This window comes from Streptomyces sp. WMMC500, assembly GCF_027497195.1.
Lineage (GTDB): Bacteria > Actinomycetota > Actinomycetes > Streptomycetales > Streptomycetaceae > Streptomyces.
Map to the genome: position 1 here is coordinate 3276359 of NZ_CP114905.1, position 12113 is coordinate 3288471.

A 12113-nucleotide genomic window follows, 5' to 3' on the forward strand; every position below is an offset into this window, starting at 1 on the left:
CGGGGCCGCGTAATCTGTGGCCCAGTTCGAATGCGAATGTCCCCCGCCTGTCCTACGGACCGGTCCGTCCCCGTATCCGCAGCCGTCCCGTATCCGCGCCCGTCCACGTATCCGCAGCCGTCTCCGTGGCGGCGGCCAGTTCCGAGCCAGTGAACGTCCTCACGAAGTGAGCACCGTCCATGCCCTCCCCCCCTTCTCCCACCGACACCCCCGCAGTGCCCGACCTGCTGAACGACCTGCAGCATCAGTTGGCCGTCTTCGCCCGCCGCGCCGAGCAGACGCGTCTCGCCGGGGCCGGGCAGATGCGCAACTCGATGGACCGCGCCGCCTACCTGCTGCTCAACCGCCTGGAGCAGCACGGCCCCACGGGCGTCAAGGCCCTCGCCGCCGGCATGGGCATCGACTCCTCGACCGTCACCCGGCAGGTCGCACCGCTCGTCGACGGCGAGTTGGTCAAGCGCGCCACGCACCCCGAGGACGGCCGCGCCGTCGTGCTGGAGCTGACGCCGCTCGGCCGGGCGCGGCTGCACGAGGTGCAGGGTTCGCGGCGCGAGCTGGTCGCGCGGCTGACCTCCGACTGGACGCCGGACGAGCGGGCCGTGTTCTGCACGCTGCTCACGCGGTTCAACGCCTCGGTCTCGCAGGCCCACGCCGGGCAGCAGGAGGACCGGCAGGCCGGCCGCCAGGACGGGGACGGGCAGGAACCGGGGAGCGGGGACGGGGACGGTCTGGGCGGCCCGCGGGACGGCGGCGGCCAGGGAGGCCGGGTGCTTCCGGAGTCTTGACCCCGGCGCTCGCCTGCCGTCCTATGGGACCCAGGGCGGTGAAGGGAGCAGCGCTGTGCGTCAGCGGCGCTCGGCACAACGGCGCCGCCGTGCCCTGGAGTTCGAGACCTTCTGCGCGGGCGCGGCTGGCCGGCTGCTGCATGTCGCCCAACTGCTCACCGCCGAGCCGCCGGACGCCGCCCCGCAGGCCGAACGGCTGCTGACCCGGGCCCTGGCCCGTACGTACGCCCGCTGGGACCGGCTGCGCGGCGAGGATCCGTACGAGACGGCCCGGCAGCAGCTCGTCTCCCGCTACGCGCAGACCGCCTGGCGCTACCGCCGCACGTCCGGCGGCCTGCTCGACCGGCTCTCGCCGCAGGAGCGGCTGGTGCTCGTGCTGCGGATGTCCGAAGGCGTCGCCGAGGAGCAGACCGCGGCCGCGCTCGGGCTGCCGCCCGAGCGGGTCCACCAGATACTGCTGCGGTCCAGCGCCGCCATGCTCAGCCGGCACACCCCGGCCCCGGGACGTACGCGACCGGAGGTGGCGACGCCATGATCTCCATCACCGCCCGCAAGGAGCAGGCCGTACGCGACCTCCTCGACGGCCCGCACCCCGCCGTGCCGCCGCAGCTCGCGCACCTGGCCGCCGCACGCGGCCGGCGGCTGCTGCGCCGCCGGACGCTACTGCGCTCCGGGGTGTGGCTGCTGCTCGTCGCGGCGCTGGTGGCGCTGACGGTGTGGGCGGCGGTGAGCGGCGCGTGGGTGGACGACCCGGCGCAGACGACGCCGGACTTCGAGGGCTGGTGAGGCGGCGAGACCGCGGCCTCCCCGACCTCCTCGGCCTGCGCGGCCTCCCCCGTCTCCCCGGCTTCAGCCGCCCAGCGCCTGCGTGAGATCCGTCAGCAGGTCGTCCGCCGACTCGATCCCGACCGACAGCCGCACCAGGTCGTCCGGCACCTCCAGCGCCGACCCCGCCGCCGAGGCGTGCGTCATCCGCCCCGGGTGCTCGATCAGCGACTCGACGCCGCCCAGCGACTCCCCGAGGATGAACAGCCGCGCCCGGTTGCAGACCTCGACCGCCGCCTCCTCGCCGCCCTCGACGCGGAACGACACCATGCCGCCGAAGTCGCGCATCTGCTTCGCGGCCGTCTCGTGCCCGGGGTGCTCGTCGAGGCCCGGGTAGTACACGTGCGTCACCCGCGGGTGCCGGTCCAGCATGTGCGCGACACGGGCCGCGTTGGCGCTGTGCCTGTCCATCCGTACGGCCAGCGTCTTGATGCCGCGCAGCACCAGCCAGGCGTCGAAGGGGCCGGCCACCGCGCCCATCGCGTTCTGGTGGAACGCCAGCCGCTCGCCCAGCTCGCGGTCGGCCACGACGAGCGCGCCGCCGACGACGTCCGAGTGCCCGCCCATGTACTTGGTCGTGGAGTGCACGACGACGTCGGCGCCGAGCGCCAGCGGCTGCTGCAGGTAGGGGCTGGCGAAGGTGTTGTCGACGACGAGCAGCGCGCCGGCCTCGTGCGCGACGGCGGCGGAGGCGGCGATGTCGGTGATGCCGAGCAGCGGGTTGCTGGGCGTCTCGACCCACACCACCTTCGTACGGTCGGTCAGCGCGGCCCGTACCGCCGCCGGATCGCCGGTGTGCGCGACCGAGAACTGCACCCCCCAGCGCGCCGCGACCTGCGCGAACAGCCGGAAGGAGCCGCCGTACGCGTCATCCGGGATGACCACGTGGTCGCCGGGGCCGAGCACGGTGCGCAGCAGGCAGTCCTCGGCGGCCAGGCCGGAGGCGAACGCGAGGCCGCGTGCCCCGCCCTCCAGCGCGGCGAGGTTCTGCTCCAGGGCGGTGCGGGTGGGGTTCGCGGAACGGCTGTACTCGTAGCCTCCGCGCAGGCCCCCCACCCCGTCCTGCTTGTACGTGGACACCTGGTGGATCGGCGGTACCACCGCGCCCGTCGCCGGGTCGGGCTCCTGGCCCGCGTGGATGGCGACGGTCTCGAAGCTGGGCTGGCTCATGTGGCCCGAGGATAAGCCCTGGAGGGGGGCCGTTGCGCGCTGCCGTCTGGTTTGCTGGAGGGGAGGACCCGTACGTGTGCCCGCCCGGACCGCACCCGCTTTGAGAGCCCAGGACATATCAATGGAACTGTTGTTCGCACTCCTCGCCATCGCCCTGATCGCATGGGTCGCCGTGCCGATGCTGCGGCGCGCCCGGGGCGGCCGCGAGGTGCTGCAGTCGAACGCCAGGGCCGTCGATCCGGCAGGCGGCTACGGGTTCGTACCCGTGGACGAACTCGACGTCCGCCTCCCCGGCCCCGACCCGCAGCTCGCCGAGGTCCTCCAGGAGCTCCAGCAGGACCAGGACTGGCAGGCCGCCTCCCGGCTGCTCGCCCTCACCGACGACGACTGGGAGCTGCGCTGGCAGCGGGTGCAGACGCTGGCGGGCGCGGCGGCCTTCGAGCTGGCGCAGGCACCGGGCGAGGGCGGCGCGTGGCTGCGCTCGTGGCGGGCGGAGAGGCCCAAGGACGTCGGCGGGGCCGAGGTGCACGCGGAGTTCCTCGTACGGCAGGCGTGGATGGCCGGGTCGGCGGCGGAGGAGTTCCCGGTGATCCTGGAGGAGGCGAAGAAGGTCTGCGCGGAGGCCGCGATGCTGGCGCCGGGCAGCCCCATGCCGTACATCATCGAGCTGGCCATCGCCCGCGGCGCGCACTACCGCGAGGCGGACTTCGAGGAGCTGTGGCACACGGTCGAGCAGCGCGCGGGCGACCACATGGGCGCGCACCTCGCGGCGCTGCAGTACGCGTGCGAGAAGTGGCACGGCTCCCGGGAGGCGGCGTACGACTTCGCGCAGCGCGCGGCGGGCTCGGCGGGGCCCGGCACGCTGCTGCCGGCGCTGCCGCTGTTCGCGGTCTGGGAGCACCTGCCGGAGGCGAACATGGTGCACGGGCTGTACGAGAGCGAGGTCGTCAGGCAGGCCATCGAGGGCGCGCAGTACGCGGTGCACCACGCCCCGGCGGACCACCCGATGCTGCCGCACGTACGGCACCTGCTGGCGTGCTTCCTGGTGCGCGCGGAGCGGTACGAGGAGGCGCTGGAGCAGATGCGCCACGTGGACGGGTACGTGGGCGCGCTCCCGTGGTCGCTGAGCGAGCAGCCGGCGGCGGAGTACGCGACGTACCGCGCGCTGGCGGTGGCGGGGTACGAGGGCGGCAGGGGCGCGGCGTTGAAGTGACGGGACGGGAATGCCGAAGCGGCGCGGTACGTTCCCCGGACGGGTAACTCGCAGGGCCAGCCGAGGAGGCCGGAGATGTTCGTGAACCGCCACAAGAACCAGCTCGTGACCAAGGACGAGGCGCTCTCCGGCCGCCCGGTGCCCGCCTTCTCCGTCCCGGAGCGCCACACGGTGCTGGGCCACCCTCTGGAGGGCCCGTACCCGGAGGGCCTGGAGATCGCGGACTTCGGGCTGGGCTGTTTCTGGGGCGCGGAGCGCATCTTCTGGCAGACGCCGGGCGTGTGGACGACCCTGGTCGGCTACCAGGGCGGACACACGACGCACCCGACGTACGAGGAGGTTTGCACGGGCCAGACGGGCCACACGGAGGCGGTCCGGGTGGTGTACGACCCCTCGCTGGTGTCGTACGACGAGCTGCTCAAGCGGTTCTGGGAGGCCCACGATCCCACGCAGGGCTTCCGCCAGGGCAACGACATCGGCACGCAGTACCGCTCGGCGATCTACACCCACACCCCCGCCCAGGGCACGGCGGCCGACGCCTCCCGCGCGTCGTACCAGCGGGTCCTGACCTCGTCGGGCTACGGCGACATCACCACGGAAATCCTCCCGGCGGCGAACCGCCCGTTCTACCCGGCGGAGGGCTACCACCAGCAGTACCTGGAGAAGAACCCGGGCGGCTACTGCGGCATAGGCGGCACGGGCGTGAGCTGCCCGGTGGGCGTGGCGAAGGCGGACACGCCGTGAGCGCGCCGAGCGACCGGCCCGCGGGCGGCTCCTGCCCCACGGGCATCGCGCCGACGAACTGACGACGACCGCGGTCGAAATCCGGACATATTAACAATCCGGGGAGTCACGCTCCGCCCTCACGTGCATACATGGGGGTATGGCGAAGAAGAATGGCAAACTCGGGGGCCTCGGCCGCTGGTGGGGGGTACTGACGTTTGCAACGCTCATCGCAGCGTGGATCAACTCCGCTGCTGGTCCTGCGATCGTCCTCACGCTTTCCGCCGCCACACTGGTCTGGTGCGCTTTCCAGGCGCCTGTGAGATGTAAGGCGCCCGTGCGGGGTCACGATGACGGCTGCCGGAATAACGCTTACGGCATGATGCTGGGGTGTCGCCAAGTACGTGCCCACACTTACGCAAACCTGCGCCTTCTGTTCGTGCGACGCCGGGTACGGGAGTTCTGCTCCGGCCTCTTCGGCGATGCCCCACGCGCTGTCGTGACGCTGGCAGGGATCGGCAGCTTCCTCTCCGGCCTGGTTGCATTCGTTCCAGGTCTCGCCTTCTGAGGTATCCGGTCCACGATGCCCTGCGCTTGAGGTCAGAAGCCTCCTACGTCAGGGTGTTAACTAACCGCCATGGGCCGAACTGGTGATGAGTCATTCGACCCAGCGCCGCCATATACCGAACTTCGCGTCCCACCAAATGGTCACCTCTCTACCGTCCGGATCAGGCGTTGCGAGGTACTCCAGATCAGCACTCGCGAGCGCCTCGATGGCAGCATCAGGTAGCCCCGGGGGCACCTTGAACGTGATGTTGGACCCATGCTCGACGATCACGTGAGGAGCGCCGCTCATCGATGCCTCAGGCCCTTGATTCGCGAGCCTGTGGACGAGGTTACGAGCAGCTTCGTACGCACCGTTGCCCGCCCGGCTGGCAATAGCCTGGAGGAACGGCAGCAGGATCGCGGTCGCGACGACCGGGGCAACCCAGTCGGGAATGCCCTGATCACCCTCACCAGGAGCACTCGGAGGATCGGAGTTGCCTTCGTCCGTAGGCGCCTCGGAAGGCGCCGAGCCACCCCCCGCATCGTCTAACGACGATTCGGGAGGCGCGCTGTATCCGTAGCCTCCTCCGCCTCCGTCGCCTCCTCCGCCTCCTCCGCCTCCTCCGTCAAAGTCGCTGACATTATCGAAGCCAGCATCTATCATCTCGAACAACCCTTCGTCAATCAGCTACCTCGACCCACCCGTGGTGGGTGCGGTGGGGTGAGGAAAGCTCGTCTTCGCTGCCTGCGTAATTGGACTCCGCACTCATATGACTCCCTCTGTCAGCATCGATTTGAGAGTTCGCGAACCCTATCTGGACTTCGGAAATCGCCGCGCTGGAATATATCGCTGTCCGGCAACCGCCGGAATAATCGCGGCCCGCTCAAAACGGGAGTTCCTGTGCGGACTTCCCGCGAGTGATGGTTAGAATTCTTTCGTGGAAGTCGCGAGTTGCCATCTCGCGCGGGTAGCGGGAGCGAAGTTCGTTGTCCAGTTCGCCGGCGATTAAAAGCAGCGACGGGAGGGATTTCCGGTCTGCTTCCAGGGCCGCGTTTCCCATCCCTACCGCTTCCTCTATGTCGCCGGTCCGGGCGGCGGCGACTCCGAGAGTAAGTCGGGCCTCTGCTGCTCGCATGGGGGAGATCTCGGTTCCGTCAGGGCCGGTGCTGATGCGGATGACGGAGCGGGCATGCCCTGCGACCTTCTCGTCGTCGCCCAGGAGACGGTAGGCGTCCATCTCGCAGACGTCCCACTTGTCCGGGTCGATTATGAAATGGTGTTCGGGGTGATCCGGGCGCGGCAGGCGGTCGAGTCTGGCGCGGCCGGCGTCAAAGGAGTCGCGCACAACGCGGTTGTCTCCCATGCGTGCTGCTGCGCGGGCCTTGTGTGCATAGAGCTGCACGCCGACTGAGTGTGTCTGGTCGGCTACGTGTCCGGCTTCGACTGCGTCGACCATGCCTTGCCAACGACTCTGCGTGAGCGCGAACCAGGCTTCAATCTCCCACGCCCATGCCTTGATTTCCCCATGGCCCGCCTCGTCTCCGGTACGGAGAGCGGCAGCTTTGCTGAGGTTGGCGGCCTCCAGTTGCACGCGGTCGTGCTGAACGCAGGCGTTGAGCAGGAACAGCCATCCCGTGTGGACGAGTAGTTCTCGGTGTTGGCGCAGCGTCATCCGGCCTTCGAGCTGCTTCGTGACGTACTGCAAGCCGCTTCGTGTGCGCTTGTGCAGGTAGTCGGCGTCGGCGTACGGGTACGCGCGGGCGAGTTGGTCAATGCCCTGCTCGATGGACTCTAGTGCGGCGCTGTTAATGCTGGATATTTCTGTGCGGCGCAGCAACTCGGCGATGTCCCATAGGCCGGCGCCGCCTTGGGCAAGGAGAGTGCTCGGATCGTCCGACTGTGTCGGGGCGGCTCTGCTTTCCAGTTCCCATCGGCGTGGAGTGAGTCCGGCGAGGTGGCCGGGGATCCGTAGCCCGTCCACCACTTCGAGGACCTTGCTGTATTGGGTGCCCCGTGGGCGTGTGCCCTTGCCCTGGGTTTCGGGGCGCGCCATCTTCCCGATGTGCTCGCGCTTGTAGCCCGTGGCCTCGGCGATCTTCGCGTAGCTGATGTGTCCGTGGAGCCGGGCGAGTCTGAAGACCTCTCCGAAGTCGTGTTTGGCGATAGCCGACCGCACGTCTGCGCGTTCAAGCACGTGCGGTGGGAGAGCCGGTGTCGGTGCAGCCTCGGTCATCTCACTTCTCCATCGTGATTGACCTGCCCCATGCGTCTCGTCGCTCATCCGCTTCCGGTCTCCGAGTGTACCCACGAGGGGGGGTCCCCAAGTGGGGGGGAGCGACAGCAGGCGATGGGCGTGCATCCTCACTCCAACCTGCCGGAGATCGTCCCGGCAGGGGCCCCTGTAGACGGCTACCGGGAGGGTGCGAAATGGATCTCCAATGGGGTAAACGGGTCACCGCGGCCCCGGCGGTGGTCATATCCCGTCCCGGCAGGCCCATGGAGACAGTTGAGTACTACCGCTCCCTGCTGCTGTTCGCTGAGGGGCCCGACTGCCTTCGAGCGGCTCGGAGCCTGGTGCGGTCCACGCTGACGGACTGGGGTCTGGCTGAGCTTGTCGATGACGTCCAACTCGCTGTGTCTGAACTCGTTGGGAACGTCGTGCATCACGCCGTGCCCGAAGAGTGCCTCACATGGCCCGGGACGCACCGTGGCATTGACGTGGTGCTGAAGAGGTGGCCGGAGTGGCTGTTCGTCGGTGTGTCGGATGAAGACTCCAACCCGCCACCTGCCCGGTAGTCGAGACTTTCTCGCCCGACCTGGTCGACGGCATGGCGGAAGCTCTGTACCTGATCATGGGCGCGGTCTACTGATCGTTCAGAGTCTGGCTGACGCGCTGTGGTGGGTGCCGCAGGAGGAAGGCGGCAAGACGGTCTACTGCCGCTTTGACCTCGACGGCGAGCTTCGTAAGTGGCCTCCGTAGCAGGTGCCTGGCCGTCCCTTCGCGCCGTGTTCGCGGGGCGGATGACGGCTTGGGCTGGAGAGAGCCGATCCCCGGCGCAAGGGGCGTGGCTTCCTGGCTGATCGCTGGGCTCCTCATCCCAGTGCCACGGGTTACGCCTCACAACTTCAGACCGAGACCGGGCCACCCGTCTGCCCTAGGAAGCGAAGGGTGACCCGGCTGGGGACGCGACGGTCCCCGGTGCCAGATGGAACCGGGGCCGTCGCTCTGCGTTTTTGCCCTGGCCCAAGGAAGTTGACGATCCGTTACATAGATCGGGACAGAAGTGGATCACGTGTCCGGAGCTGGTGAGGACAGGCTGAACGACGGGTTGGACGTCTTCGCGCTCGATGCCGGGCTGTGGAACTCCAGCGTCGATTACGTGGCTGGCTGGCGTGAGGCGGGCCGGGCCGCGGACCGGCTGAACCGGGCGTTGCTGGCTGCTGGGGTGGAGCTGTCCCGGGTGCGGGCCGTGGCCGGCACGCCACACGCCCGGCCGGGGCGGCACCGGCGCCCGGCGCGCCGCAGGCGCGCCCTTGAGGAAGTAGAGAAAGTTTCGACCGATCCCCGGCCCTCAGGCGTTACGGCTGCGGGCAGATGCCCTGTCGGCGGTGATCCGGTAGGCGAGCTGGGCGCGGTCCGCTCCGGTGCAGAGTTCTTCGAGAACGAGGGGCCGGTCGTCGATGCCGTGGGTGATGCGGGCCAGGTGCATGACCGGGGTGGCGTCGGGGAGTTGCAGGGTGCTGCGCTCGTCGGGCAGGGGCATGCGGGCGCGTACCGTCTCGGACCACCACAGCGTGTGCCCGGCCTCGGTGAGCAGCGCGTAGATCGCGTCCGGCTCGCTGTCCGGCGCCTCGGCGAGCGTGTCGACGCCCTCGGCGACCTCGAACGGGATGGTCGTGCGGTGCAGGGCGCGGGTGCCGGTGGCCGGGTCGGTGAGCAGCCTGTCACAGACGAAGATCGCCTCTTCCGCGTCCAGCCCGAGGGATGCGCTGGTGGCCTGGGTGGTGTGGGAGCGGTAGACGGTGGGGTCCTCGGTGGTGGTCCACTCGATGCCGCCGGCGGAGGTGAAGCGGCCGTTACGGGTGCGCTGCACGCGGCGCTCGATAGTGAGCGTGGGGTCTCCGGTGGTGCGGACGAAGCTGCCTTTGCCGTGGCGGACTTCGATGAGTCCTTCGGCGCGCAGGGCGGCGATGGCGTTGCGGACGGTGGGGCGGGAGACCTGGTAGCGGGCGATGAGCTGGGTCTCGGACGGCAGTGGTGCGCCGGCTTCGAACTCACCGGACAGGATCGCTTCCCGGATGGCGGCGGCGACCTGCTGGTAGAGGGCTCCGGGGCGCTGGATCTCACTCATCTCGGCACCTTCGCCTTCTCGTCGTCGTAGGCACGTCGCACGCGCGACATCACTCGTCACCGGGAGGCGTCGCCGCTGCCGCGTCTGCCGTGGCGCCGGAACCATCCGCTGAACCCACACCACCCGACCACAACCACGCAAAGGAGCAACGCCATGGACGACCCCACCCCAGCCCACTCGCGCAAGACCCCAAATTCCCCCGCTGGCTCCGACAGGTCACCGCCACCGGCGGCTGCGCCCAACCCATCCACCTCTCCGGCACCACCACCACACGCGATGTGCTGACCGGCGAGATCCTGCACCACTACGACACCCGCAACGAACCCGGCGAACGCCTCCTCATCCGCTGCCGCAACCGCCGCGCCACCGTCTGCCCGCCCTGCTCCCGCCTCCACGCCGGCGACACCTACCACCTCCTCCGCGCCGGCCTCCTCGGCGGCAAGAACACCCCCACCACCGTCCGCGACCACCCCCGACTCTTCCTCACCCTCACCGCCCCGTCCTTCGGCACAGTCCACCGCACCGGCGAACGCTCCCGCCCCCGCCGCAACCGAGGCGAGTGCGAACACGGCCGTCCGCTCGGCTGCGGCGCCATCCACGACCCGGCAGAACCGGTCATCGGCCAACCCCTCTGCCCCAACTGCTACAACTACACGACACACGTCCTCTGGCACGCACACGCAGGCAAGCTCTGGGACCGCTTCGTCCGCGCCATCCGGCGCCACCTCGCCACCGCGGCCGGGTTGACGCAGTCCCGCTTCCCCGACTACGCACGCCTCTCCTTCGCCCGGGTAGCCGAATACCAGCGACGCGCCGCCGTCCACGTCCACGCCGTCGTACGACTCGACGGCCCCGCCGGACCGGACGACGAACCTCCCGCATGGGGCAGTACAGACCAGCTCACCGAAGCCGTGCACTCGGCGGCACAGCGGATCACGGTCGGCACCCCGTACAGCCCCGCCGTGGGCGAGCTGACACTGCGCTGGGGCACCCAGGTGGACACCCGGCCGCTGCGTGGGGACCTCGACGGACCGCCTGACGACGCCGTAGCCGCCTACGTCGCCAAATACGTCACCAAAGGAGCGAACGACACAGGCGCTGGCACCGACTACCGGCTCACCACCTGGGACGACATCGACGCGGCCCGCGTCAACAAGCACGTCCGAACCCTCATGCGCACCTGCTGGCGCCTCAGCAACCTACCGGAGTACGCGCCGCTGCACCTCCGGGCCTGGGCCCACACCCTCGGCTACCGCGGCCACATCCTCACCAAGTCCCGGGCCTACTCCACGACCTACGCCGCGCTGCGCAGCGACCGCACGCGACACGTCAGCCACACTCACGAAACCGGCACCACCGCTGACGCCAACTGGCGCTACATCGGATCCGGTCACACCCCGGGCGCTGCCCTCATCGCCGCCGGGATCGCGGAAGACGCTGCTAGGCACGGTGAGGTCATCAAGCACATATCTCTTCTCAACGCCGGTGGTGCCGTTGGTCCAGGATGAGTTGAGGAAGCAGGTTGCCGAGTCTCGCGCACGCCAGGCCTACCCCCGTCATCGAAGACTTGGCCATTATCGATCGGGTGGCACAGGTCTTCGGACTCATTGACGGTTTCTCAACGTCATTCATTTCCATGTGTTGTTGAGGGTGAGGGCGGCCTGGGCGATGTGTCCGATGCGGCTTGGGCTGAGGGTGACGTGCTGGAGGGCACGCCAGCGTTGTTTGAGTTCGGCGGCGGCGCGTTCGCCCAGGGCGCGGATGCCGCGCAGGAGCCGGTTGTGGGCGCGGGTGTCGGTGGCGAGCGGGGAGGTGATGTCGGGGTGGGGGCGGAAGGGGGTGTGCACGCCGATGCCGGCGCCGGTGTAGCCGACGTCGGCCAGGGTGGGCACGCCGTCGCGGGCCGCCGGGTAGAGGGCCGGCAGGGCATGGATCCGGGCGGCACGCAGGTCGTGGACCGAGCCGGGCTCGACGTCGGAGACCCACAGCGGGGTGCCGTCCGGGGCGGCGAGGAACTGGACGTTCCCGGCGAAGTGTTTCGCTTTGCCGGAGTACCACAGGTCGTTGCCGTTCTCGGTGGTGCCGGCGACCCGGTCACAGGAGATCAGGGTGCCGTCCAGGACCACATGGCTCATGCCCTGCATGCGGCAGCGGGCAAGGACGTCGTGGAGGTCGGGCGCGCGTTCGGCCAGGACATCGATGGCTTCGTGAAGGTAGCGGTAGCCGGTGGCCTGGGAGATGCCGGCGTCGCGGGCCAGGCAGTGCACGCAGCCGGCCTCGCGGAACCAGCGCAGTACGAACACGGCCTGGCGGAACGGGCCCAGTGCACGTGAGCCCTTCGGGGTGCCGATCTGGCGGCGGTGGGCGGCCAGTAAGCGGGCGGTGTACTCGACCACGTGGCGCGGGACGTCGAGCATGGCAGCATAGGGGACCAACGTGAAGCCTCTGGTGACGTGGACGATCTTGTGGTGAGAACCGTCCTACCAGGGGCTTCACGT

General features: G+C 69.5%; 12 protein-coding genes. 7 read left to right on the forward strand and 5 right to left on the reverse strand.

The window, feature by feature from the left end; translation table 11 throughout:
• Nucleotides 1-179: 179 nt before the first annotated feature.
• Genes O7599_RS13600 through O7599_RS13610 form a run of 3 tightly spaced genes read left to right on the forward strand, consistent with a single transcriptional unit; the run spans nucleotide 180 to nucleotide 1571 of the window.
• On the forward strand, nucleotides 180-785 hold the full coding sequence (locus O7599_RS13600; RefSeq protein ID WP_281622416.1) for a MarR family transcriptional regulator: 606 nt from the start codon (nucleotides 180-182) through the stop codon (nucleotides 783-785).
• Between the two features lie 55 nt (nucleotides 786-840).
• The gene (locus tag O7599_RS13605; RefSeq protein WP_281622417.1) at nucleotides 841-1320 is read left to right on the forward strand and encodes a sigma factor-like helix-turn-helix DNA-binding protein; all 480 of its coding nucleotides are present in this window, start codon (nucleotides 841-843) and stop codon (nucleotides 1318-1320) included.
• Nucleotides 1317-1571, forward strand: coding sequence for a hypothetical protein (locus tag O7599_RS13610; protein ID WP_281622418.1), 255 nt, complete (start codon nucleotides 1317-1319; stop codon nucleotides 1569-1571). Before O7599_RS13605 ends, O7599_RS13610 begins: the two co-directional genes overlap by 4 nt.
• A gap of 63 nt (nucleotides 1572-1634) precedes the next feature.
• Here O7599_RS13610 and O7599_RS13615 read toward each other — a convergent pair whose 3' ends face one another.
• Entirely contained in the window at nucleotides 1635-2780 is a 1146-nt protein-coding gene (locus O7599_RS13615; RefSeq protein WP_281622419.1) for a cystathionine gamma-synthase, read from the reverse strand.
• A gap of 121 nt (nucleotides 2781-2901) precedes the next feature.
• Here O7599_RS13615 and O7599_RS13620 point away from each other — a divergent pair, with 121 nt between their 5' ends.
• From O7599_RS13620 to O7599_RS13630, 3 genes are all read left to right on the forward strand, one after another.
• Nucleotides 2902-3993: a hypothetical protein gene (locus tag O7599_RS13620; RefSeq protein ID WP_281622420.1), complete on the forward strand. Its 1092-nt coding sequence runs from the start codon at nucleotides 2902-2904 to the stop codon at nucleotides 3991-3993.
• A gap of 75 nt (nucleotides 3994-4068) precedes the next feature.
• The gene (gene msrA, locus O7599_RS13625) at nucleotides 4069-4737 is read left to right on the forward strand and encodes a peptide-methionine (S)-S-oxide reductase MsrA (protein WP_281622421.1); all 669 of its coding nucleotides are present in this window, start codon (nucleotides 4069-4071) and stop codon (nucleotides 4735-4737) included.
• A 139-nt stretch (nucleotides 4738-4876) separates the two neighbouring features.
• Nucleotides 4877-5284, forward strand: a complete 408-nt coding sequence (locus O7599_RS13630; protein WP_281622422.1) for a hypothetical protein — start codon at nucleotides 4877-4879, stop codon at nucleotides 5282-5284.
• 90 nt (nucleotides 5285-5374) lie between these two features.
• Here O7599_RS13630 and O7599_RS13635 read toward each other — a convergent pair whose 3' ends face one another.
• The 3 genes from O7599_RS13635 to O7599_RS13655 all read right to left on the reverse strand — a co-directional run bounded on the left by O7599_RS13635 (nucleotide 5375) and on the right by O7599_RS13655 (nucleotide 9615).
• Nucleotides 5375-5935, reverse strand: a complete 561-nt coding sequence (locus O7599_RS13635) for a hypothetical protein (RefSeq protein WP_281622423.1) — start codon at nucleotides 5933-5935, stop codon at nucleotides 5375-5377.
• A 211-nt stretch (nucleotides 5936-6146) separates the two neighbouring features.
• The gene (locus tag O7599_RS13640) at nucleotides 6147-7496 is read right to left on the reverse strand and encodes a tetratricopeptide repeat protein (protein WP_281622424.1); all 1350 of its coding nucleotides are present in this window, start codon (nucleotides 7494-7496) and stop codon (nucleotides 6147-6149) included.
• Nucleotides 7497-8835: 1339 nt separating this feature from the next.
• Nucleotides 8836-9615: a GntR family transcriptional regulator gene (locus O7599_RS13655; protein WP_281622425.1), complete on the reverse strand. Its 780-nt coding sequence runs from the start codon at nucleotides 9613-9615 to the stop codon at nucleotides 8836-8838.
• A gap of 89 nt (nucleotides 9616-9704) precedes the next feature.
• Here O7599_RS13655 and O7599_RS13660 point away from each other — a divergent pair, with 89 nt between their 5' ends.
• Nucleotides 9705-11123, forward strand: coding sequence for a replication initiator (locus tag O7599_RS13660; protein ID WP_348652607.1), 1419 nt, complete (start codon nucleotides 9705-9707; stop codon nucleotides 11121-11123).
• 120 nt (nucleotides 11124-11243) lie between these two features.
• Here the strand turns inward: O7599_RS13660 and O7599_RS13665 are convergent, their stop codons facing one another.
• On the reverse strand, nucleotides 11244-12032 hold the full coding sequence (locus O7599_RS13665) for a transposase family protein (RefSeq protein ID WP_281617744.1): 789 nt from the start codon (nucleotides 12030-12032) through the stop codon (nucleotides 11244-11246).
• Nucleotides 12033-12113 lie beyond the last annotated feature (81 nt).

Bases quoted from the DNA above. Each gene is read 5' to 3' on its own strand.
- O7599_RS13600 (WP_281622416.1), top strand. From the start codon at position 180: ATGCCCTCCCCCCCTTCTCCCACCGACACCCCCGCAGTGCCCGACCTG.
- O7599_RS13610 (WP_281622418.1), top strand. From the start codon at position 1,317: ATGATCTCCATCACCGCCCGCAAGGAGCAGGCCGTACGCGACCTCCTC.
- O7599_RS13615 (WP_281622419.1), bottom strand. From the start codon at position 2,780: ATGAGCCAGCCCAGCTTCGAGACCGTCGCCATCCACGCGGGCCAGGAG.
- O7599_RS13620 (WP_281622420.1), top strand. From the start codon at position 2,902: ATGGAACTGTTGTTCGCACTCCTCGCCATCGCCCTGATCGCATGGGTC.
- msrA (WP_281622421.1), top strand. From the start codon at position 4,069: ATGTTCGTGAACCGCCACAAGAACCAGCTCGTGACCAAGGACGAGGCG.
- O7599_RS13630 (WP_281622422.1), top strand. From the start codon at position 4,877: ATGGCGAAGAAGAATGGCAAACTCGGGGGCCTCGGCCGCTGGTGGGGG.
- O7599_RS13640 (WP_281622424.1), bottom strand. From the start codon at position 7,496: ATGACCGAGGCTGCACCGACACCGGCTCTCCCACCGCACGTGCTTGAA.
- O7599_RS13655 (WP_281622425.1), bottom strand. From the start codon at position 9,615: ATGAGTGAGATCCAGCGCCCCGGAGCCCTCTACCAGCAGGTCGCCGCC.
- O7599_RS13665 (WP_281617744.1), bottom strand. From the start codon at position 12,032: ATGCTCGACGTCCCGCGCCACGTGGTCGAGTACACCGCCCGCTTACTG.